The organism is Streptomyces sp. NPDC055254 (assembly GCF_053606025.1).
The window spans coordinates 1-20,785 of sequence record NZ_JBSGQV010000061.1 but is presented as its reverse complement, the minus strand read 5'-3'; the positions used below and the strand labels follow the sequence as shown (position 1 = coordinate 20,785).

Here is a 20,785-nt window from a genome sequence, read left to right as displayed (position 1 = left end):
CGCGACTACATCTTCAACGGCACCCTGGCCACCGCGGCCATCGTGATCTGGCTCCGCGACCTCATCAAAGAGCCACCAGACACTGCCTAGGCCGTGCTGCGCCCCCTGACCCGCAACCGGTCCGCCACCCCGTACCAGCGGGCCCGTCTCGCCGCCGACGCGCTGATCGCCCGGGTCCACGCCGCACGCCGCGCGGACCGCCTGAACTCCCGGCCCCGGCCGCGCACCGTCACCGTGCTGGCCACCCTGAGCCCCCGCCCCGGGCGGAGGACCGGCCGAGACCTGGAGCCGATGACGGACGTCGCTGCGGTGGAGCTGACCAGCCGGACGCTGGAGGCCGCCGCCGCCGAGATGGCCGCGCGCCTCCAGGCCGGCATCCGGGAACGAGCTGCCGCCCGCCGTCCTGCATCAGCCCGGCCCGGCGACGGTCCCGCCGCCGCGCCCCCAGCAGCCCGTCCAGCCCGCACAGGGACGGACACCACCCACCGGAGGAATCGCATGACCAACATGCCGCCCGCGGACCCGAGGATCGAAGCCGTCGCTGCCCGGCTGAAGGAGGCCGCCCAGAAGCGCGCCGAGGCGTACGTGCCGCCGACAGACTGGCAGCCGATCTGGAAGCGGCCCCGGAAGCCGAAGTCCATCAAGGCGAAGAAGGCGGAGCTGGCCAAGCAGCGCAAGCGGCTCAAGGCGGCGGGAGTCCGACGGTTCTACGGCGCCCAGGCGCGCCGGCCCCGGCCCCGGCAGAACCGCATCGGCAGCGCCGCCGCCCGCCGCGACGCCCGCGCCCTGTCCCGGATGCGGCACTCGAACGCCTGGCTGTGGTGACGAGGACGGACACCGTCCACCGAGTGGACCGCCCGGAGTCGATACCGGGTGGATCCCATCGGATGGGCTCCACCCGGTGGACTCCACCCAGTGGGCGCCACCCTCGCGGTGGACTCCACCCACGCGGTGGATCACGCGGTGGAGTCCACTGCGGTGCGCATCCGATTGACAGTGGGCTCCACTCTCGGGCGCACCACGATGTCCCGCACCGCACCGGGTGTGCACCATCCGCACCCTCGCACAGCCACCCCTTGTCCAAGTTCGGCCGACCCCCTTGTCCACGCTCGGGACCACCCCTTGACCAGGTTCCACCGACCCCCTTGACCGGGTTCGGCTCCACCCCTTGACCAGGTTCTCCACTGTGTTTGTAAGCACTTGTTTTGGGACCGGGGTTCCGGGTTCTTTTGGCTCCACTGAGTGGGTGTTGGAGGCGTGCGGGAGACGCGTTCTGCTGGCCGTGAATCGGTGTCTGAGCGGTAGCGAGGGCCATCGGATCCGGCGGCCCGTGGCGCCCCCGACAGGCGCGACGGTTCCGCGGATCTCGACCCGTGTTCGATCCGGGGCCCTCGGATTCTCCGAGGCGCGGTGGACGAAGAGGACGGGCATTGGCTCAGCCGGTCGGAGAGCGGACGAGTCGGCAAGGTTGAGGCCGGTGCCCTGCTGGGCGCTGGCCTCAGTCCTTTCAGGGGTGCCGCTCGGGACTGGTGGACGAGCTGATCGGCGGTCGCCGTCAGGAAAGCCGCTTGTGCTTGTGCGGTGCGTGAACAGAATCAGGGCATGCAGATCCTGTCCTTTCCGGAAGAAGCCACTCCGTCCGAGCTGCGCGTCCAGGTGCTGCAGATCCAGCATCAGGCGTGGCCGTCCGATGGCGACGGCCCTTCACGGAGTGCGCTGACCCACGACCCGGAGCTGAGGCCGTTGTCGATGCTCCTCGTGGACGGTGGCAGTGTGCTCGCCGCGCTGGACATTCTGTCCAAGGAGATCGTCCATGCCGGTCAGCGTTATGCCGCCGGTGGGTTGAGCACGATGGTGACGCGTCGCGAGGCACGCGGCTTTGGGCATGGGCGGCGCCTGGCGGCAGCGGCCCGGGAAACGATGATCGCCCGGAACCTGGACCTGGGACTGTTCACTTGCGACCGCCCGCTCCAGGCGTTCTATGAGAGCGCGGGTTGGCACCTTCTTCCGGGCACGGTGCTGATCGGAGGAACGCCGCATGCTCCCTTCCCCAGTGATCAGCCCGGCTACGACAAGGTCACTATGGCGGACTTCTTCTCGGCTGCGAGCAGGCACGTGCAGGCGTCGTTCCAGCACACCCGCATCGAGCTGTATCCAGGGGAGAACGACAAGCTCTGGTGACTCCGCCACAGATCGTCTGCAGCTGGCGCAGGGCCCTGACTCGCCGGTGGACGGAGTCAGGATTTGCGGTGCCTCCCCTGGGGCTGGGCGAGCCGGAACGAGTCGGTGCCCGCCCCACCCCGGCTTCCCGACATGAACGTGAACGACGGATCACACCCGGTCGTCGCGAGGCGCACGGGCACACAGCATTCACTCCAACGTGGGCACGTCGTGCACTGGGAGCGGGTGGAGCCAAATCAACTTCTTACGCCCCGTGGAGCCACTTCACGTTCCCACCCTGGAGCCCAAAGAAGCGCTTACAGACACCACTGGCACGTTTCTCCTTGACACAGCCGGTTGCGGCTGCCGATCAGGGCCTGGTCAAGGGGGTGTGTGATAGGGCCCCGCCAACACGGAAGCGCACGCGGTGCAATGCACGGTGGTGCGCATCATGGCCGGTGCGGTGCGGTGCGGTGCGGTGCGGTGCGGTGCGGTGCGGTGCGGTGCGGTGCGGTGCGGTGCGGTGCGGTGCGGTGCGGTGGTGCGGTGCGGTGGTGCGCCCCTCGGGTGGAGGCCACCCGGTGGGCGCGGTGCGCACCACCGTCGTCCCCGCCGCGAACTACACGATGGAGAGGCGCACCAGGCGGGCACCGTCCGGTGCGGGGTGGGCAGCGAGGGCCTGGCCCACTCCCACCGCCTCCAGCTGGCGCAGGACCTCGGCGACGTCCTCGTGGTCGTCGGTGAGGAACTGCAGGACGAAGTCGATGACGGCGCAGGCGATGCCCTCCGCGGCGTCCGGCCCGGCCTGCGCCCAGGTTCGAAGGGTGGCCACCAGGACCTGCCCGAGGGTTTCCAGTGCGAACATCTCCGTGGTCGGCTCGCCGGCCTCGGGGCTGGGCAGGGCGGTGACGGGGACGACGATCCGCTCGACGGCGTCGACGAGCCGCTCGGCCATCCGCGGCTCTGGCGAACTCGCGGGCGGCTTCGACGTCCTCGGCCTGGACGGCGCGGAGGTAGCTGAACGCGCTGATCGCCGCGTGCGGGGTCATCGGGGCGAGCGGCAGGGCGGTGGTCTCGGGCATGACGGCTCCTCCTGTACGGGCTGCCGCGCGGTTCACGGCGGCAACGAACCGATGCTCGAACGAGGCCCCTGTGGACAGAGTCCTGTGCCGAGGGGGAGAAATCTCCCTCTTCTCGGTTGATCACGATGCGGTCACGGCAGAGAGGTTCTCCGAGGGCGGCGTCACACCGAGGCCGAAAAACCTACCTGTAGCAGGTGAATGGCGGGATAGGCCCGCCCTCACCCCTTCAGGAGCACCTGTGGCGAGCACCGCCGAGCCTGAACAGACCCCCGAGCAGGCCCCGAAGACCCCCTCCGTGGACCCCTCCATCACCCCCTCCGCGCCCCGTTCCGGCGAGTGGGGTGTATCCGCAGGTCAGACCGGGCGGGCAAGGGGTCGCCGCAGGTCCGACAACCCTCATGTACCCAGGCGTCCCAAGCACAGGAGGACTTCGACCGGACCCAGGCGCCGAGAACTGCTGCAAGCGCTGGGGATCTTCCAGCGGGCCACGCCCGATCAGCTGTGGAAGCTGACCCGACCGGAGAACCGGCACGACAAGCTGACGCGGGACAACCTCCTGGATCTGGAGGACCACCACCTGGTGAGGATCGAGTCGGTGCAGGAGGACCAGCGACAGGTGTGGGTGCTGACCAAGAGGGGACACGGCGAGGCGAAGCAGCTGCTGGAGCCGAAGGGCATACGGGTCTCTGTGCTGCGCGAGGAGAAGTACGACCCGGACACGGGGGAGCTGCTCGGCACCGGATACGACGACCACGCCGCGGCGGTCACCTCGACGGCCGCTGAACTCCACCGGGCCGGGATCGGCCACCGGATCGGCTTCCAGACCGAGATCGGGCACCGGCTGGGCAACAGCTTCGTGCAGCGGGCGGACCTGGTGGTGCGAGCGCCGGCGGCGGGGGTGCCGGTGCTGCTGCTGGAGATCGACCGCCGTACCGAAGACGCCCACGAGCTGGTGCAGAAGTTGCACCGGTACTGGGAGTGGGGCCGGCTGCTGCCGCCGGACGCGGACGAGCGCACCGTGGACCTGGTCCGGTCCCGGCCGGACGCGATCGACACGGTCGACCACGAGGAGCGGTTGTGGCGCCGGGTCTACCCACCGACCGGCAGGGAGGGCCTGCCTCCGGTGGCATTCGTGTTCGCGGACACCACCGAGGCGAAGGTCGACAACACGGTCGCCGTGCTGGAGGAGGCCGGCCGACGCTACTGGGCGCCGCGCCGGTACGAGTCCTACCACCGGGGGATCACCGCCCTCGACTACGGCCAGGCGGTGCCCGTCGTGGTCACCACCCTGGAGCAGCTCCAGGAGCACGGCGCCGACGGGGAGGTGTGGCGGCGGCTGGGACGGACGGGCGAGCAGACGCTGACGGCCGCGCTCGACAACCCTGACGGCGACGCCCTCTACCGCGCCCAGGCCGCCCGCGCCGACGAGCGGGCAGCACGGCGTCGTGCCGCCGAGCGGGAGGCGCAGCGCCCCGTGTGCAGCCGGTGCGGGCAGAAGTTCATCGACGACCGCTGGGAGGAGACCACCGCGCGCGGCGGCGCCTGGACGGCCGGGGACCTGACCGTGTGCGGCACCTGCCACGCCGACGACGTCGCCCGCGAACAGGCCGCCCGCCTCCAGGCTGCCGTGCAGCCGCCCCTTGAGGACGACCGGGAGCCGGCCCGGCCCGGCCGCGGCCTCTTCCGCCGACGCGGCTGACTGCGACGCCCTCCGGGCAAGCCCAAGGGGAGCCTGGGCGAGCCACCTTGCGCAGCGGCTTGCCCACCCTCACAGGGCGGCCGGTGATCGGTCATCGGTCACCGCCAGCCCCGGCTCCCGGGCGCGGCTGTGGCTGGCCGGTGACCGATGACCGATCATCAGCCGTTCGGGAGTTGCACGGACCGGTCACGGCGGTGACGTGCTGTTTGACCGATCGCGGGCGACGGATCGGTCACGGCTGGCCCGCCGACCGGTCACGGGAACTGCTGGGCAAGCCCTCGGCCGGAGGGCTTGCCCAGCGTCCGGATCACGTGGCGGGACGGCTCCCGAAGCCGTGGCGTCACCGCCTGGGACGCGGAGGCCCGGAGCCGGCCGACGTCGCCTGGCCAGCCGTAGACCGGAACCATGAAACGAAAGAAGCAGAATTACGCCGGGCTCGTGCCGAGCCTTCCGGGAGACATGTGGCATGCCCTTGCCTCCTTCCACGGGGCCCACGGCGAGCCCGTCGGCCGACTCGTACCCTTCGACCACCCCGACGCGTTCCTCTCCCTCACCCAGCCCGACGACATCGGCTTCACCGCGCGAGTGGAGCTGTCAGGCGGGGAGACGATGAGCCAGCTCCACAAACTGGTCACGACGGTCACCCGCGACATCACCTACGAACTGGGCACTGCCACGCCCGGGACCGCGCTGGAGATCATGGTCGGCAAGCGCCACCAGATCGACCTCCACGCCGGTCACGTCGACGGCCTCGCCCGGCTCCTGCGCGATGCCGTCGACAACATCAACGCGCATGGCTCCTCCGGAGGCGACGGATCGTGCCGCCACTGCCATGGCACCGGGCGGGCGTATCCCGTGTGGGGGGTGAAGGACGAAGAAGCCTGAGAGCCTGGGCAAGCCTTAGGCGACCCTGGGCAAGCCCTTCGCGAAGGGCTTGCCCAGGCTCCAGTCACGGGCTGTGCCGTCCCGGGCGCAGGACGTCGGCGTAGATCCGGGCCCGGACGCCGGGCTCCCCGGGATCCCGGCGCACCGGGCCAACACCCGATGTGGCCCAGTGCTCGTCCAGCGTGGCCATGACGGCCCGGACGGTGTCCTCGTCCCCGCCGGTGATGTCCAGGACCACCAGGCCGGGCTCCGCGATGTGCTGCTCGTCGATCGGCTTCATGAGCCCTGTGACGGCGTTGGGACCGTACCGGTTCGTCGGCGGCCCCGGGTCCAGGGATCCCAGGCCGCGGGTGTCTCATGGTCGGCAAGCTCTGTCGGGGTGCGGCCCCCGTCGCGGCCCTGGTGGCCAGGGCCGCACCCCGTACGTCCGAACGTACTCCGGGGCCGAAGCCACCGGTGGGGCTTTTCGCTGGTGGCCGTGAACTGCCGCCTCACCCGTTCGCGTGCGGCCAGGTGCCAGTGGGGTGCGACGGGAACAGGCTGGGCGCATGTCCGCGAAGCTGATCGTCTACCCGCCCGATGAGCAGGGCTGGCGCCGGGTGCGCTACGACGGCGTCGCTATCGGGGTCGCGCACCGGCCTGCCGACATCCGGGTCTTCCTCGCGGCCGCCGGGCTGGAGAACGCCGACGATGTGGACCTCACCGACCCCGACTTCGTGGAGTGGCGAGGCGCCGGCCCGGAAGCCTGGGAGCCCTCCCGCTGATCCTCCGCAGGGGGTTGCACCGGAGGGTGACCTGGGAGAACACCGGCCAAAGGCCGGTCTGGGGCCGCGTTGCAGCTCCGTGTTGCACCGCTATCCGGTACCAGGAGGCAAGACGAAGGCCCCGGGGGTCACGACGCTCCGGGGCCTCCACTTCGCTGACCTCCCCGCTCAACGACGTGCCGGGCAACCTGTTACGCCCAGCTTCGTGCTGCCTTCTGTCAGGGGTCGTCTCTACCCTGGCGTCATGACACGGTCTGGGTTCAAGTTCGCCTACCTGCAGCCGCTGTTCGCGGACGTGGAGCGACTGCGTAGAGTTCCGGATGAGCGTGGACGCGGAGTACATGCCCAACGGAGGACACGGACCACCAGCCAGGCCCCGGTGGCAAGACCGGACGAGAGCGCCGCCAGGACATAGCCGACCTCGCCCTGTCCCTCGGCATTCCCACCACCTCACTCAGCAAGCCAGAGGCTGGGAAGGTCATCGAGGAAGCTGCCGAGGATGCTGGCCTGAAAGCCCGAGAGGTCTCCGCAGCCTGGCGCGCGGCGTCAGGGTTCGCCCATGGCTGGTACTGGCCCAACCTCCGGGCATCCATGCCAATCGACGCCGTGCGCAGCGGCCCCGACCACTACCTGATGGCCTTGGTCATCGACGAGGACCAGCACCGCCCGCTGACACGGCATACCAGAACGCTGCTCCACCGACTGCACGACAGGTACCAGGTCAGGGCCACAGCCCACTGACCACGCAGCGGAGCCCATCAGGCGCCGGTGACTCGGGGCGCTTTCGCGCACAGTGCTCGGTCAGGCCCAGTCGACGCCCAGCTGAGGGCGGCGAGCTGGTCGGCGGTGAGCTTGTCGCGTCGGCTCTTGGTGTTGGAGACCCATACGCCGAGCTTCACGATCACCGGCTGCGCCTCACCGTTGACTGCGATCGCCTCGCCGTGGGACCTCGGGACCGGCCGGTGGCGGCGCCTTCCCGCTCCACCCACTGGGTGAGGGCCTCCAGGCCCCGCTGGAACACCTGCTGCGCCTTGCTCGGCCCCTCTTCGTCCCGCGACTGGCTGCCGGGGCGGGAGAGGGCGCCTGGTCGGGCTGCACACTCAGCGCGGTCAGACGCTCTTGCTGCTCGGTCGACAAGTTGAGCCCAGATGCCCGGCTTCCGCTGCTGCTGGAGTCAGCGTCCGCGGTGGCAGTGCGTGTACGGGCACGCATCCCTCGGCTGCGCCAGCGCGCTTACCTCACGTTTATCCACGGCGTTTCGGGTAGGAGCTAGGTGCGGCGTCGATCTTGACGCGGTTGTCCCCCCGCCCCCCCGGTAGGGGAGATACCAAGCGCTTCGCACGACGGAACGGATACTCACCCATGAGTAATGTGAACCCGGCCCACCACGCCGCAGGCAACGACCTGGCCGCGCACCGGCCCCGGCGACTGTCGACCGAGACGAAGTCGGCCTTGAAGACCACCGAGTTCTTCGTCTACCTGGCTGCCGTGGTGGCGGTGCTGATCGCTTCCATGGTCGTGGGTAGGGAAGACGGCCACGGCGACTACTTCCGTGCCGACCAGGCATGGCTGTACATCGTGATCCTGACCGTGGGATACATGATCAGCCGTGGGCTGGCCAAGTCCGGCAGCCGCGACTCCTACGACGAGGACTCCTCTGCCGCGCAGGCCCGTCACCTCTGAGCCGTCCTGCACATCCCTCGCGGCAGCCGCAGGCCCTTGTCGGCTCCAAGGCGGTACGCGGCCCGCCCTCTTAATGGGCGGCCGCAAATGTTGAGCGAGGCGGATACGTGCACAAAAGAGCCCCGGACCGTGCGGTCCGGGGCTCTTTTGCGTCACACGGGGTCGAGGTGCGTAGGACGCCCGAGGTCACTGTCGGTTCCCACAGGGAAGGGACCCGCCATTCGAGGCAACGCGCGGCGAACTGCGGGCGCCCTTCGAATACCAGATGCGGCCGCCCCCCACTTTGCCTGGCGGCCGCCGCGGGGGTTACGCGGTGGCTGTGTTCTGGCTGGGGGTGTGTGCGGTGAGGGCGTGGGCGGCGGTGGGGTGGGCGGGCAGCAGGGCGCTGAGGCCGGTGAGGTCTAGCATCCGCTCAAGGCGGTCGGGGACGGCGGCGAGGACCAGGGTGCCGTCGGCGGTCTTGGCGCAGCGGAGGATGCCGACGAGGGCGTTGAAGCCGGAGGAGTCGCAGAAGGTGAGGTCCTGGAGGTCCAGGATCAGGTGGCGGTGGCCTTGTTCGATCAGGGCCAGGGCCTGGGTGCGCAGGTGGGGGGCGGTGTCGATGTCGAGGTCTCCGGCGATGTGGGCCAGGGCGAGGTCGCCGTCGGTGTGCTGTGCGGTGAGGCGGAAGTCGGTCACGGGCGTCTCTCCGGCGTCTCGCCGGCGGGGGCGATGGTGTGGGCGGTGGCGGTTGCGGTGAGGCCGTTCGCGATGTGGGCGAGGGGGACGGACAGGGCCAGCAGGGCGACGTCGTCACCGGCCCCGTGGGGCATGGCGTCGATGAGGTCGACGGTGTCCTCTATGACCTCCGCCGCGCTGACGGGCCCGGTGCGCGCGGCGAGGAAACGGGTCAGGCCCTCTTCTCCGATCATGTCTCCTCCCAGGGTGCGGGCCTCGGTCAGCCCGTCGGTGTACAGGAGCAGTCCTTCACCCGGGGCGAGGTGAAGGGTGAGGGAGGCGAAGTGCGCGTCAGCGAGGGCGCCGATGAGCATGCCGCCCTTGGGGTGCACCGCTTCGACTGTCCCGTGGCCGCGCAGGTGATAGGCCGGAGGGTGCCCGCCGGTGGCCACCGTGATGGTGAATCCTTCCTCCTCGTGCGGTTCGAGGACGCCGAAGACAGCGGTGCAGAACCGGCTGCCGACGGCGGGGTCGAGGAGCAGCGCCGTGTTCAGCGAAGCGAGGACCACGTCGGGGTCGGGGTCGATCAGGGCCGCGGCGCGCAGCGTGTAGCGGGTCAAAGAGGTCAGGGCGGCGGCTTCGGGGCCCTTGCCGCACACATCTCCCAGGAAGAACGCCCACCTCTTCCCGTCGAGGGGGAAGACGTCGTAGAAGTCGCCGCCCACGTTCTGCGGGGAGGCGGTGGCGTAGTGGCAGGCCAGCTCCAGCCCCGGCACCACCGGCAGCGCCGGCGGCAGCAGGGTGCGCTGAAGGGTGGAGGCGAACGCCTCGATGGCGCTCTTGTCCCGCTCGGCGCGCTGCCGGGCCTCCTCCTGCTCCCGGCGCCGCTCCTGCTCGGTGCGCAGGGCGTTGAGCGCCGCCAGGCGCATCTCCAGCTCGTCGAGCACGATCGCGGCCAGGTCCGCGAGGGTGGCGGTGTCGTCCTCGGTGATCAGGCGCGGCCTGGTGTCGAGGATGTTGACGGTGCCCAGCCGGTGCCCGTCGCCGGTGATGATCGGAGCCGCGGCATAGAAACGGACGCCCATCGGTCCGGCGACCAAGCCATTGTCGAAGGCGACGGGATCGGTGAGCGTGTCCGGGATCACCAGGGTCTCGTCGGACAGGATCGCCGAACCGCACAGGCCCGGCTCCCGGCCTATCTCGCTGACGCCTTCCAGACCGTGGGCGGCCTTGAACCAGATCCGGTCCTCGTCCACGATCGTCACGCTCGCCACCGGCACCTTGAACAGCCGGGCTGCCATCGCCGCGACACGGTCGAACGCGCCGTCCGGCGGGGTGTCGAGGATGTCGTAGCGGCGCACCGCGTCCATCCGGGCCGCTTCTTCTGCCGCACTGAGCGTCTGCCGGCCCGGCGTGGGCGCCGGGCCGGTCGCGTGTCCCGCTAGCGGCATCGTTTGCCTTTCCTTGCCGCGCCGGCCTCGGTGGCCGACGACTGTCGCAGCCTAGGCCCGCCCACCGGACGTCAAGAAACCTGGACCAAACCGGATGGCACAGACACGCCCGCCCCCGGAGGTATCAAGATCCGACGGAAGGACACCTTGTGCCAGCAGCTCATGAACTAGTGCAGCCAGGCGAAGGCGCGCTCGACCACCCAGCGCACCTTGCCCAGTCCTGGGCGACGCCGCGTCGGGCGATCATCGGCTTGATGCCGCGCTTCATGCCGAACGGCGCATCCGAAACCCGGCCACGCGTCGGCAAACGCGTCAGTTCGAAGTACAGCGCTGCAACCGCGGTCGATAGGACCAGATGAAAGCCACCATGAGCATTGCGTGACCACAGCATCCCTTGACGCCGGGACGCCCAACTACATGGAATCGCTGCGGCGCTGGACGGCGGACTGGTCCCCAACCATCGTCCCCTGCCCGCAGGTCCTCAGGCCTCAAGGATCAAGCCCCGGGTCGTGCAAGGTGCCACAGAGGTGTCCGCGACCAGCAAGGATTGACTCAATGTATCCATTACATTACTCTCCGTAGGTACATGGCTCGGAAAGTAGGGATCTCAATGCGACTCCCCCGTGCCCTCTCAGCCGCCGTAGCTGGAGCCTTTATGGTTGCTGGGGCGTTTACCGCCCTCCCGTCCGCAAACGCCGCTACGCCCGGATCCCCACACGGCGCCAAATCCGCGACCATGGCCAGGGCGAATGTCACCGTCATTACGGAAGTGCAGAACGCCACGGATTACCCAGCCTGGCTCTATATCGGAGAGACTGACTCCTGGTTCGGGCCGATCGACGCACACAGTACAAAAACCAGCAATATGCGGGTTCCATGGGTCGGCAGTTCAGACGAGATGTCGAAGAGCATCAGAGTTTATAAGGATGGCCTAACCTGCCCACCTGGTGAACCTTGCCGACCGCATAAATTTCATCGCTACTACATTTTTCAGGACTACTGGCAGCCGAACGACCAGGTGAAGTACACCGGTACCGGCGTCTACGAATATGCCCAGCCCGTACCTGATCCTAGCACCGGCGGCGGCAATAAGCGTCTCATCATCGCCCCCGACCACCCATCCATGTAGGAAATGCGATACCTGCGGCCACCGTTTCTCCTTGGTCTTTCCGAGCAAGGATGATCATCGGTGGCCGTACCCGTGCACGGCCCCGCCGATACCAGCAAGGTTCATGATGCGATCTACAGAAGGTCGCTGGCGTTCATGTCGGTCGGCTCGCGTCGGCAGCGGCCTGATGCTGCGGGTCCAGCACTGCGGTAGTGCCCGCGGGTTACCCCTCGGGGCCGCGGGCAGTCCACACTGCCGGCCCACCACCGCGCCACCCGATCAGGCGCATCGTCCAGCGGGGAATCGTCCGGGTGCAGGCCCGCCCGTCGCAGGAGCTCCAAAAGATCGCCGGGACCGAAAGCACGGCCGAGGATCTTGCCGTCACGGCACTCCTGCGCCCGCCCTCGGCGTCCGGCGGGTAAACGATCACGCCCAGGCCTCGACTCGGGCTCGCCTCTCCACCCTGCCGCTCACCGGACACTCCAGCACCCGCCGCGGCCGGGCACCAGCGCCCGGCCGCGCTCCCACCAACCAGCTCCTGGCCGAACTCGCCCAGTCCTGGACCGGCCCCAACGGCCAGAAGATCCTCCCCATCGTCGCCGGCCTCATGCCGCAGTAACACCCGTGCTCCAGCCCGGAGCACCCGCTCCTGCCCGGACCGCTGGTCCGGGCAGGAGCCACGCCACGCCGTATCCCGCCTGATCGCTGCTGCCCCCGGCGCGGCTGAGCCGCAAGCCGGAGGACCTGCCTCCGGTGGCCCTCTCGCAGATCGTGTGCACGCTGGCGGACAGCGAGGCGGTGTCGGCGGGGCCGGGGCCGGTGGTCCTGGGCGGGCCGGACGCGGATCCGCCGCGTGCGTGGGAGTGCACGGATGCGGTCCGCTCCCGGCCGGAGTCGGTGCCGACGCTGGGTGAGATCGTCCGCCCGTCCGCCAAGCCTTCCTGAGCCACGCGGGCAGGGCTTCCGGGGCGGGCTTCCGGGGCGGGCCGGGGGCCGGTCCGCCCCGGTGGCTCGGCTACCGCGAGACCGGTTCGGTCGTCGGCTCCGCGGGGGCCCGGTCCGCGACGGTCAGCGTGCACCGGCCGTCCTCGCAGCTGCGCTGCAGCCGGCCCCGCGAGACGGTCTGCACCAGGCCGATGGCCCAGCACATCGGGCAGCCGCGCAGGGCCAGTACGCCGACCGGCAGGAGCAGCAGGCTGACCGGGCCGGCGGCCGGGAGCAGCGCGATCGAGCCGATCAGGCTGCCGAAGCCGATCACACCCCGGACCAGGTGGCGCGGCAGCGAGGAACTCGCGAAGTCAGGGCCGTCGGCTTTCATCGTCCTCATGGGCATCTCCAGACGCAGGTTCGGGATGGGCGCGCAGGGACTGCCGCACCGCAGCGCGGGCGCGGTGCAGCCGCGATTTTTCGGCGGGGGTACTAAGGCCGAGCGCCTCGGCGACCATGCGTCCGCTGTGGCCTTGGATGTCCCGCATGATCAGTACGCGGCGCTGCTCGGCCGGCAGGGCGGCGATCGCGGCCGCCACCCTGCCCGCCTCGATGCGCTCCAGCACCACGTCCTCGGCCGAGCGCACGGAGCCGTCCGAGGCGGGCGAGGCGTCCCAGGCGTCCGGCAGCGGCGCACGGGCCCGTACCGCCCGCGCGCGCCGCAGGCACTCGTTGCGGACGATGCGGAACATCCACGACGCCAGCGCACCGGACGCCCGGAGCATCCCGATCTTGCGGTACAGGATGATCAGGGCTTCCTGCGCCGCGTCCTCGGCATCCTCGGGAGTGGCGCAGAGCGAACGGGCGAACCGCTGCACGTTCGGGTGCGAGCCGGACACCAGCGCGGTGATCGAGTCGACGTCGCCGCGCTGGGCGGCGACGATCAGCTGTTCACCGGGCCAGGACGGGTCAGCCACGGGCTTGCCTGCGCTTGCGCAGGACGAAGTAGCTGCACGTGCAGAGCAGCACGGCGCCGGCGCCGATGGCGATGCCCACGATCATGAAGACCTCCTGGTTCTGTCCCGACGTCTGTCGGTACATGTATAGGAGGCGGGGGGCCGCCGAAAGGATTCGGCCCGCGCCCGGAAATGTTGCCGCACGGGCCGATCGCGCCGCCGGAGCACCCCGCAGGCGCCGCGTGCGGGCGGGCGGACAGCCGACGGCCCCCCGAGCCGGGTGGAGCTCGGGGGGTCGTAGAGCGGGGGCTGGGGCCGGGGCCGGAGGGCGGTGGCCGGCCGGTGCCGGAAGGATCAGATGCCGGCGGCTGCCGCGAGGTCCTCGGTCGTACCGGCCCCGGCGGGGGCCTGCGCGAGCTCGGCGTACGTCTGCTGCCACGCCCTTTGGAGCGTGATCAGGTCCTCGGAGAAGCGGAACCACACCCCAAGTGAAACATGTGTTCGATTTCCTCCGCGAACGCCATGCTCCGGTCATCAGCCGTAGGTCTGGTGGCAGAGCGCGGCCACGGCAGGGCTGGTGACGCCGTGCGCGGCGCGGCAAAGTTCCGTCATGTCCGCCGCCCCCGCCCCTGGGGCTCGTACCGGACGGTGCGGTGCGGGCGTACGGTTCGGACGCTTCGCCTTCCTGGGCTTGGGTTTGGCGGCGGGGCGCACGGCAGGCCGGGGCGGGGTCGTCCGGCGCGGCTGTACCGGGCCTTCGGCCCTGCGGTCGGGAGCCCGCCGGGCGGGCTGAGTCTCGGCGGCCGCCTCGCGGGCCGCGGGGGCGGGACGGGTCGGCGCGGGAGCACGGCCGGCCTCGGGAACGGCGCCGGCCGGAGGTGCGGCCGCAGACTCGGGCATGGGGGAGAGGGGCAGCGCCGCCCCTGTGTCCGGTCGTGCGGGCCGGGGGTCGACGGGTTGCTTGTGGTCTTCCGAGACCGCGGCGGGCGAGGCCCCGGCGGGCCGGGTGGGTGCGGGGTGGACGGTGACGCATCCCGGGGCCGCGAGCAGCACGGTAAGGAGCAGGGGCAGGGACCAGCGGCGCATGCCGCCACCGTGCCGCACAAGCCCCGCAGGGTGCCTTTGACGGGCCCGCTGCGCCCCTCGGATGGATGATGCGACGGCCGTCCTGCAGGGCCGCCTCTGGCTGGTCTGGCGGACCCTGGAAGAGGGGCAGGCAAGCTGTGAGGGAGGTCCCTGTGACGCTGAGACCGCCGGTGGAGCCGATGCTGGCGCAGGCCGCGGAAGCCGTGCCGGGCCCGGCAGCTTTGCGGGCGGGGGTGGCGCGTACGAGCAGAAGCTGGACGGTCACCGGGCGCTGCTGTTCACCGCGGCCGGCCCGGGCGGCACGGTGTTGGTGCAGACCCGTCGCGGTGCGCTGGTGCAGGACCGGTGGCCGGAACTGGTGGCGGCCGCCGAGGCGCAGTTGCCGCCCAGCCTGGTCCTCGATGGCGAACTGGTCGTGTGGGACGCCGAGGCGGGCCGGTTGTCGTTCAAGGCGTTGCAGCGCCGGGCCGTCACCCGCGCCCGCGGCGCCCTGGCCCTGGCCGCCCGGTGGCCGGCCTACTTCGTCGCCTTCGACCTCTTGCAGCAGGACGGCGAGGAGCTTTTGAGGCGTCCGTATGTCGAGCGGCGCGCCCTGCTGGAGGACCTGTTCTCCGAGCACGCCCTGACGGCCCCGTGGACGCTGTGCCCGCAGACGACGGACCTGGCCAAGGCGCGGGAATGGCTGGAGTCCTGGACGGACGTGTCGGGCGTGGAGGGGATCCTGATCAAGCCTCTGAACAGCCGCTATCTGACCGGATATCGCGGCTGGACCAAGATCAGAAGGCGGGACACCACGGAGACGATCGTCGGCGCGATCACCGGCACCCTGACCCGCCCGCAGCTCCTCGTCCTCGGACGCCACGACGAGAACGGCCGGCTGCGCGCGGTCGGCCGGACCGTACCGCTGCGCCCGGATGCCGCCCGGCAGGCCGCCGAGCACCTCACCGCGGCCGCGCCCGGGCACCCGTGGGAGGGCGTGCGTTTCTCGGCGACGTGGGGGAGCCGCGACGTCCTCGACACCACCCTCGTCCACCCCGCCCTGGTCGCCGAGGTCAGCGCCGACCGCGCCATCGACCACGGCGGCATCTACCGCCACCCGCTCCGGTTCCAGCGCCTGCGCCTGGACGTGGGGCTGGAGGACGTACCCGGGTTCGGCGAGGGTCCTGCGGCCGCCGGATGACCCGGTGGGGGATGCTCGGGATGGCACCGCGGGGTCGGTGGCCAGTCGGCACCCCTCGGCGTGCACGGCGGCGGCCCGCCCACGGGTCCGGCCGTCCAGGACCCACATCAATGGCGCGGCGCGGCGCCGGCGTGTGCACGGTCCCGCGGGCGCGGTGTGGGGTGGTTGGGGGGTGGGGGTGGGGGTCATGGTGGGCGCAGCGCGTCTTCTCATCCGCGCAGAGGACCGGCGCTTGCGCCTGGCCGGCTATGTCGACTGCTCCGCCGGAACTGTCCCGGCCTGGGCCATACCGTTCTACGGTGGCCGGTAGCACCCGCCGCAGGAGGAGCCGATGAGCGCCCAGCCCGACCACACCCTCGCCCCCACCGCCCCGTACGCGCCCGCCCCCGGCGCCGCGGCCGAACTCCTCGCCCAGCTCCGGGCGGATCGCCGTGCCGGGCAGTGGGTGCCGGCGTTCGAGCGGGACTGGGCCAAGGCCCTGGAGGACGCCCGCCACGCCTTCAGCCTCACCCCTCTGCACGAGGTGGTGCGCACCTGGCAGCTGCGCGTGGCCGCGGCCCCGGACGTCGACGCCTTCATGGACTCCGGCCAGGACGACTCCGGCTTCGTGGACCTGGACGACGTCCTCGGCGGCCGCCCGTGACTGAACAGCCGTGGGCGGTACGTCTGTCCCCGCAGGCGGCGAAGACCCTCGCCGGGCTCCCCGAGCCGGCCCGGGAGACGGTCCGCGACGTCCTGGACATCGCGGTGCGCTCCCCGTGGGGCTGGCCGCAGTGGAACGTCGGCGATCCGGAGGGCGAGGACGTCCGGGCTGCGTCCGTCGGGCAGCTGTCTGTCGTGTACGTGGCCAACCGCCTCACCCAGCGCTTGTCCGTGCTGGGCATCGTCTGGCTTGGCTAGCGCGGAGGAGCACGGCGGCAACGGTTCCATGGCCGCCACGACCCGCCCTGCTGTGGCCCGGGGTAAGGGTCGTCTCGTCCGGCAGTCCGGCGGAACCGGTGGCGTGTCCGGTCGTTGAAGATCATGGGTCGCAGCCCGGGCACGCCCTGCCGTTCTTCTCGGCCTGCCCGGGGGCGGACCCCGGTCCTGGTGCCTGACGCCTTCCGTCCCCTGCTGCTGTCGTCGGGGGAGGGATGTCGCCGTTCGTGGTGGTGGCAGCGTCAGGTGTCAGGACCGGTTTTCCGGGCTGTGCTTCAACCGGTGCGGGTGGCGGTTAGGGTCGTGGCCAGCCCGCGCCGATATGGCGTGCGTGGGTGAGGCCCGGTGCCCAGAGCGCTCTGGGGGCAGCAGTACCACCGGGCCGCCCCAACGTCACTGGCCGCTGATCGGTCCGTCGACCGGTGTGGTGCACAGCCGAGTCCGCTACGCCCGCGAACGCGCCGAGAAGCGGGGGTGTTCACGTAGTGGGGATGCGCATACGGCGCAGCAGGTACGCGTGTGGCGGCCAGGGTCTGGATGCAGCGCCCGGGTGGTGCCCAGCTCGCCGACCTGGCCGTCGCCGACGCGCATCCGTGGTCACCGAGCTCGTCCGGGGCCAGGCCGCCACCGTGAGCAAGACGGACCGGCGACGGCCGAGCCTGCCCTCGACGTCACAAGGGGGTCGAACCAGGTGGAACACCGCACCGAACTACGGGAACGGCACCGTCCACGAGGCGCATCACGTTGGTAATCACGGAAAGTGAGTCCGGGTCAAAAAATCGCGGCCGCCGCGTGGACCGGGAGTGCTCCGTGCGGCCGCCGTCGACGAGGCCCTTGACGACGAGGAAGGACAGCCAGGGCGCTGCGCAGCTGTTCGGGGCGGTCGAGCTGCCGGACCGGGAGTACCCGCCGGCGGCCGCGGCCGGGCCCCGGCGGCGGGGGCCACTACCTTGCCGGGGCCTCGTCGTTGTCCGCGTGAGGGGCGCGGCCGGCCGGCCGCGGCATTGCTTGTTGGGCTGGGAAGGGCGTGGGGGCTTTGGTGATGCCGTCGGGCGGGCGGAGTGTGCTGGTGACGGGGGCGACGGGAGGTTTCGGCCGGGTGATTGTGTTCCGTCTGGCGGGCGCGGGCTGGGACGTGATTGCCGGAGCACGCGACCGGGACAAGGCGCGGGACCTCGTGGCGGATGCCGCCGAGTGGGGCCTGGCCCTGCGCACCGTCCAGCTGGACGTTGCGTGCGAGGCATCCTGCCACCAGGCGCTGCAGGAGTGCGCCGAGATGACCGGAGGCGGCGGCCCGTGGGCGCTGGTCAACAATGCCGGCATCCCACAGGCAGGCGCGGTCGCCGACGTGAACGACGAGCACGCCCGTCGCCTGCTGGAGGTGAATCTGCTGGGTCCGGCTCGGCTGTGCCGGCTCGTCCTGCCGGCGATGGCCGCCTGCGGAGGCGGCCGGATCGTCAACATCTCCTCGGGCCTGGGCCGCATCCCCTGGCCGATGGGCGCCTGGTACAGCGCCGGCAAGCACGCCCTCTCGGCCCTCACCCACTGCCTGCGCGTAGAGGCCGCCCACCTGGGCGTCCGCGTCAGCCTGGTGGAACCCGGAGCGTTCGCCACCCCCATGCTCGGCCGTGCCCTGACCGACCTCGACACCCTCCGCGATCCGGCGAACCCCGGATACGACAGCACCACACGCCTGTTCACCGCCGTGGACCGTCGGGTGCCCGGACCAGAACCGGTGGCTCGCACCGTCGAGACATGCCTGACGGCCCGCCGGCCGCGTCCCCGCTACGTCGTCGGCCGGGAAGCCCGCTTCCTGATCCCCCTCCACACGATGCTGCCGCTGAGCCTCACCGACCGCATCAAGCACGCGGTCACCGGCCTGCCCCGCACCCTCGCAGCGGTAGCCCGGCCACCAGGCCAGCGACCCGGCGAAAGGTCCGGGCCCGTGAAGGAGACGGCGTGAGCACCCACAGCCGCATCGCCCACACCGCAGTCCATCTGCCCACCCGACGCCAGCACGTTACCGAGATCGAACAACGCCTGCACCGCCACAGCCCCGACCTCAAACTCCCCGCCGGCCTCCTGCAGCGCACCTTCGGCCTGCACCAGCGCACCGTCGCCGATCCCGGCGATCTGCCCTCCGACCTCGCCGCCCGGGCCGCCGCCCCCTCTTACACACCGCCCGCCTCTCACCGGCCGACATCGACCTCCTGCTGTTCGCCGCGGTCAGCGCCGACGTCCGCGAACCCGCCAACGCCCATATCGTCGCGGCGAAGACGGGCCTGACCTGCCCGGCCTTCGACATCGGCAACGCCTGCAACGGCGTCATCAACGCCCTTCAGGTCGCCGACGCTCTCATCCGCACCGGCCAGCACCGCCGCGTCCTGATCACCTGCGGGGAAACCCTCACCCGCCTCTCCCGCTGGAACCTCACCCGCGATCAGCTGCGCACCGGACTGACCTCCCTGACCGGCGCGGACCTGGGTGCCGCCCTTCTGGTGGAGTCCTCACCCGTGCCCGGCATCACCGGCTCGGTGTTCCTCGCCAACTCCGGGGGGTGGCCCGCCGCCACCCTCTACGACCCCCACCACGCCCCCGACCACCCTCAGGGCCTTCACGTCGACTCCGAGGCCCTGCTGGGCTCCTTCGTCGACCTTGATGTCCAGGGGGCCCAGTGGCTCAAGGAACAGCACGTCGATGTCCGCGATCTCGATCTTGTCTGCGTCCACCAGCCGTCCGTGCCCTTCGTGGACGCCTTCCGCACCCGCATGGGCATCGACACCGCGCAGATCATCCCTACTTTCCCGCACACCGGGAACGCCGCCGCCGCGACCCTGCCCCTCCAACTAGCCCACGCTGTCGGCCACCGCCGACTGGCCCCGGGCGACACGGTCGCGCTCTTCGGACTCGCCAGCGGCGCCAGCGGCGCGGTGATGCTCCTGCGCTGGTGACACCGACAGCGGCCCCTGAAGCAGACACCGAGGTGACTGCCCCACCTGTCCCCGGACGCGCCTGGATCCTGGGCGAAGACTCCGCGCGGGCGCGGGCGCGGGCGTGGGCGCCGGGGGACGCTCGCGGGGGTTCGGTCACGGTCAGGGGCGGGCGAACTGCTCCTGCCGGGCCTGCCGGCACGACGTGCAGAGCGAGTTCTCTCGGCGTGCAAGTGTGGTGCGACGGTGATCCGTGAGAATAGCGCAGGTCAGCACTGATGCGCGCCAGCGCAGCCCGCGCAACACGTGTGGTGCCCACTGCCTCAGGCCGTCACCGCCTTCCGGTCAGAGAACGGCAAGTGCGTCGGCGCTGACGGGTGATGTGGGCCGGGCGCAACTCCGGCGGGTCAAGATCGTTGGCGGGGTATGAACAACACCGTGCGGCGCACGCTCGTCGCTCTAGCCCTCGCTGGAACAGCCCTCACCATGTCCGGGACGGCTCACGCTGACGGCCCGGACCCGAGGGTGCAGCCGGGGCACGTGGTGAAGAGCAACTCGGACCCGCGCCAAGACAAGAAGCACAAGGTGGACACCAAGTTGCTCCCGGGGCACGTGGACAAGCGAACGGAGGACAAGCACAAGACGCCGCCCTTGATGCATCGAGCCACGAGCCCGGAACTCTCCCCGCAGCAGCCGGAGGTCTAGCACGGGGCACCAGCGCTCCGTCGTCGGCCAGGGCCATGACCGTGTCCGCCACGGGTCCCTGCATGGCGACGTGCTGGAGCCAGGCCCGTCCCGCGGGGCCGAGGACGGCCGGCCGGTTCAGGGAGATATCGGGGCGGGCGAGGACGGCGTCATGGAGCAGCCCGCAGAGCTGCTGGCGCGCGTAGGCCGTGGTGGTCGGGCAGACGGCGCTGTCGGCTATGGCGGAGGCGATGGCCTCGGCGTCGTGGGTGAGGAGGGCCAGCATCAGGTCCAGGGCGGCGTTCTCACCGGCGATCTGCTGTGCACTGATCATGCCGGTACAACGTGCCGCCCGTGTCCGCGGTTGCGTCCGGGGCCGTCCCGCTCGGTGCGACAGGCGGAGTGGGAGGACACCGGTCAGGGCCCGGTTAGAGTCGCTGCAGCCCGTGCCGATATGGCGTGCGCGGGTCAGGCCCGGTGCCCATCCGTTGGGGGCAGTACCGCCGGGCCGACCCTTCCCCTCCCATTACCGTTTTGGTTGCCTCGCAATGGGGCGCCCGGCCTCCGGAGTTGGCATGACTTTCTCCCCCTGTCGATCGCATGTCTTGGGGGGTG

Annotated in this window: 23 protein-coding genes and 3 pseudogenes; 15 read left to right on the top strand and 11 right to left on the bottom strand. The window is 70.9% G+C overall.

The features are described from left to right. Positions 1–498: 498 nt before the first annotated feature. On the top strand, positions 499–825 hold the full coding sequence (locus ACWFQ8_RS32135) for a hypothetical protein (RefSeq protein WP_453789809.1): 327 nt from the start codon (positions 499–501) through the stop codon (positions 823–825). Positions 826–1,602: 777 nt separating this feature from the next. Further along, a complete protein-coding gene (locus tag ACWFQ8_RS32130; RefSeq protein WP_453789807.1) occupies positions 1,603–2,181 on the top strand; it encodes a GNAT family N-acetyltransferase in 579 nt (192 codons plus the stop codon). A 598-nt stretch (positions 2,182–2,779) separates the two neighbouring features. On the opposite strand, the gene ACWFQ8_RS32125 is transcribed toward ACWFQ8_RS32130, so the two are convergent. After that, positions 2,780–3,115 carry a hypothetical protein gene (locus tag ACWFQ8_RS32125; RefSeq protein ID WP_453789806.1) on the bottom strand — a complete coding sequence of 112 codons (336 nt, stop codon included), beginning with the start codon at positions 3,113–3,115 and terminating at the stop codon, positions 2,780–2,782. A 365-nt stretch (positions 3,116–3,480) separates the two neighbouring features. On the opposite strand from ACWFQ8_RS32125, the gene ACWFQ8_RS32120 reads away from it, so the two are divergent. Together ACWFQ8_RS32120 and ACWFQ8_RS32115 are read left to right on the top strand one after the other, a co-directional pair. After that, on the top strand, positions 3,481–4,941 hold the full coding sequence (locus tag ACWFQ8_RS32120) for a replication-relaxation family protein (protein WP_453789805.1): 1,461 nt from the start codon (positions 3,481–3,483) through the stop codon (positions 4,939–4,941). A 405-nt stretch (positions 4,942–5,346) separates the two neighbouring features. Further along, entirely contained in the window at positions 5,347–5,826 is a 480-nt protein-coding gene (locus ACWFQ8_RS32115) for a hypothetical protein (protein WP_453789804.1), read from the top strand. A gap of 64 nt (positions 5,827–5,890) precedes the next feature. Here ACWFQ8_RS32115 and ACWFQ8_RS32110 read toward each other — a convergent pair whose 3' ends face one another. Continuing rightward, entirely contained in the window at positions 5,891–6,106 is a 216-nt protein-coding gene (locus tag ACWFQ8_RS32110; protein ID WP_453789803.1) for a DUF6207 family protein, read from the bottom strand. 268 nt (positions 6,107–6,374) lie between these two features. Here ACWFQ8_RS32110 and ACWFQ8_RS32105 point away from each other — a divergent pair, with 268 nt between their 5' ends. Next, on the top strand, positions 6,375–6,590 hold the full coding sequence (locus ACWFQ8_RS32105; protein WP_383805084.1) for a hypothetical protein: 216 nt from the start codon (positions 6,375–6,377) through the stop codon (positions 6,588–6,590). A gap of 591 nt (positions 6,591–7,181) precedes the next feature. After that, positions 7,182–7,331 (top strand): hypothetical protein, encoded by a 150-nt coding sequence (locus ACWFQ8_RS32100; RefSeq protein WP_453789802.1) that lies wholly within the window; start codon positions 7,182–7,184, stop codon positions 7,329–7,331. Positions 7,332–7,348: 17 nt separating this feature from the next. On the opposite strand, the pseudogene ACWFQ8_RS32095 reads toward ACWFQ8_RS32100, so the two are convergent. After that, positions 7,349–7,764 (bottom strand): annotated as a pseudogene (locus ACWFQ8_RS32095) (helicase associated domain-containing protein); the annotation flags it as partial. Between the two features lie 188 nt (positions 7,765–7,952). Here ACWFQ8_RS32095 and ACWFQ8_RS32090 point away from each other — a divergent pair. Further along, complete coding sequence (locus tag ACWFQ8_RS32090; RefSeq protein ID WP_453789801.1) at positions 7,953–8,273, top strand: hypothetical protein; 321 nt, start codon at positions 7,953–7,955, stop codon at positions 8,271–8,273. A gap of 306 nt (positions 8,274–8,579) precedes the next feature. On the opposite strand, the gene ACWFQ8_RS32085 is transcribed toward ACWFQ8_RS32090, so the two are convergent. The 3 genes and pseudogenes from ACWFQ8_RS32085 to ACWFQ8_RS32075 form a co-directional block, all read right to left on the bottom strand. Continuing rightward, entirely contained in the window at positions 8,580–8,951 is a 372-nt protein-coding gene (locus tag ACWFQ8_RS32085; RefSeq protein WP_453789800.1) for an STAS domain-containing protein, read from the bottom strand. After that, a complete protein-coding gene (locus ACWFQ8_RS32080; RefSeq protein WP_453789799.1) occupies positions 8,948–10,381 on the bottom strand; it encodes a PP2C family protein-serine/threonine phosphatase in 1,434 nt (477 codons plus the stop codon). Before ACWFQ8_RS32080 ends, ACWFQ8_RS32085 begins: the two co-directional genes overlap by 4 nt. A 170-nt stretch (positions 10,382–10,551) precedes the next feature. Next, positions 10,552–10,643, bottom strand: a pseudogene (locus ACWFQ8_RS32075) (IS5/IS1182 family transposase); the annotation flags it as partial. 474 nt (positions 10,644–11,117) lie between these two features. Here ACWFQ8_RS32075 and ACWFQ8_RS32070 point away from each other — a divergent pair. Further along, positions 11,118–11,510, top strand: coding sequence for a hypothetical protein (locus ACWFQ8_RS32070; protein WP_453789798.1), 393 nt, complete (start codon positions 11,118–11,120; stop codon positions 11,508–11,510). 732 nt (positions 11,511–12,242) lie between these two features. Beyond that, positions 12,243–12,434, top strand: coding sequence for a hypothetical protein (locus ACWFQ8_RS32065; protein WP_453789797.1), 192 nt, complete (start codon positions 12,243–12,245; stop codon positions 12,432–12,434). 70 nt (positions 12,435–12,504) lie between these two features. Here the strand turns inward: ACWFQ8_RS32065 and ACWFQ8_RS32060 are convergent, their stop codons facing one another. The 4 genes from ACWFQ8_RS32060 to ACWFQ8_RS32045 form a co-directional block, all read right to left on the bottom strand. Then, complete coding sequence (locus tag ACWFQ8_RS32060; RefSeq protein ID WP_453789796.1) at positions 12,505–12,816, bottom strand: hypothetical protein; 312 nt, start codon at positions 12,814–12,816, stop codon at positions 12,505–12,507. Beyond that, positions 12,788–13,393: an RNA polymerase sigma factor gene (locus tag ACWFQ8_RS32055; protein WP_453789795.1), complete on the bottom strand. Its 606-nt coding sequence runs from the start codon at positions 13,391–13,393 to the stop codon at positions 12,788–12,790. Before ACWFQ8_RS32055 ends, ACWFQ8_RS32060 begins: the two co-directional genes overlap by 29 nt. Then, complete coding sequence (locus ACWFQ8_RS32050) at positions 13,386–13,517, bottom strand: LPXTG cell wall anchor domain-containing protein (RefSeq protein WP_453789794.1); 132 nt, start codon at positions 13,515–13,517, stop codon at positions 13,386–13,388. Before ACWFQ8_RS32050 ends, ACWFQ8_RS32055 begins: the two co-directional genes overlap by 8 nt. 209 nt (positions 13,518–13,726) lie before the next feature. Beyond that, positions 13,727–13,855 (bottom strand): hypothetical protein, encoded by a 129-nt coding sequence (locus tag ACWFQ8_RS32045; RefSeq protein WP_453789793.1) that lies wholly within the window; start codon positions 13,853–13,855, stop codon positions 13,727–13,729. 664 nt (positions 13,856–14,519) lie between these two features. Here ACWFQ8_RS32045 and ACWFQ8_RS32040 point away from each other — a divergent pair. From ACWFQ8_RS32040 to ACWFQ8_RS32025, 4 genes are all read left to right on the top strand, one after another. Beyond that, positions 14,520–15,638 carry an ATP-dependent DNA ligase gene (locus ACWFQ8_RS32040; protein ID WP_453789792.1) on the top strand — a complete coding sequence of 373 codons (1,119 nt, stop codon included), beginning with the start codon at positions 14,520–14,522 and terminating at the stop codon, positions 15,636–15,638. 331 nt (positions 15,639–15,969) lie between these two features. Continuing rightward, the gene (locus ACWFQ8_RS32035) at positions 15,970–16,281 is read left to right on the top strand and encodes a DUF6247 family protein (protein ID WP_453789791.1); all 312 of its coding nucleotides are present in this window, start codon (positions 15,970–15,972) and stop codon (positions 16,279–16,281) included. Further along, entirely contained in the window at positions 16,278–16,538 is a 261-nt protein-coding gene (locus ACWFQ8_RS32030) for a hypothetical protein (protein ID WP_453789790.1), read from the top strand. Before ACWFQ8_RS32035 ends, ACWFQ8_RS32030 begins: the two co-directional genes overlap by 4 nt. A 1,060-nt stretch (positions 16,539–17,598) precedes the next feature. After that, on the top strand, positions 17,599–18,519 hold the full coding sequence (locus ACWFQ8_RS32025) for an SDR family NAD(P)-dependent oxidoreductase (protein WP_453789808.1): 921 nt from the start codon (positions 17,599–17,601) through the stop codon (positions 18,517–18,519). Between the two features lie 226 nt (positions 18,520–18,745). Here ACWFQ8_RS32025 and ACWFQ8_RS32020 read toward each other — a convergent pair whose 3' ends face one another. After that, positions 18,746–18,931: a hypothetical protein gene (locus ACWFQ8_RS32020; protein ID WP_453789789.1), complete on the bottom strand. Its 186-nt coding sequence runs from the start codon at positions 18,929–18,931 to the stop codon at positions 18,746–18,748. On the opposite strand from ACWFQ8_RS32020, the pseudogene ACWFQ8_RS32015 reads away from it, so the two are divergent. Together ACWFQ8_RS32015 and ACWFQ8_RS32010 are read left to right on the top strand one after the other, a co-directional pair. Then, positions 18,860–19,027, top strand: a pseudogene (locus ACWFQ8_RS32015) (3-oxoacyl-ACP synthase III family protein); the annotation flags it as partial. The gene ACWFQ8_RS32020 and the pseudogene ACWFQ8_RS32015 overlap by 72 nt on opposite strands. Positions 19,028–19,069: 42 nt before the next feature. Further along, a complete protein-coding gene (locus ACWFQ8_RS32010; protein ID WP_453789788.1) occupies positions 19,070–19,507 on the top strand; it encodes a 3-oxoacyl-[acyl-carrier-protein] synthase III C-terminal domain-containing protein in 438 nt (145 codons plus the stop codon). Positions 19,508–20,785: the final 1,278 nt, after the last annotated feature.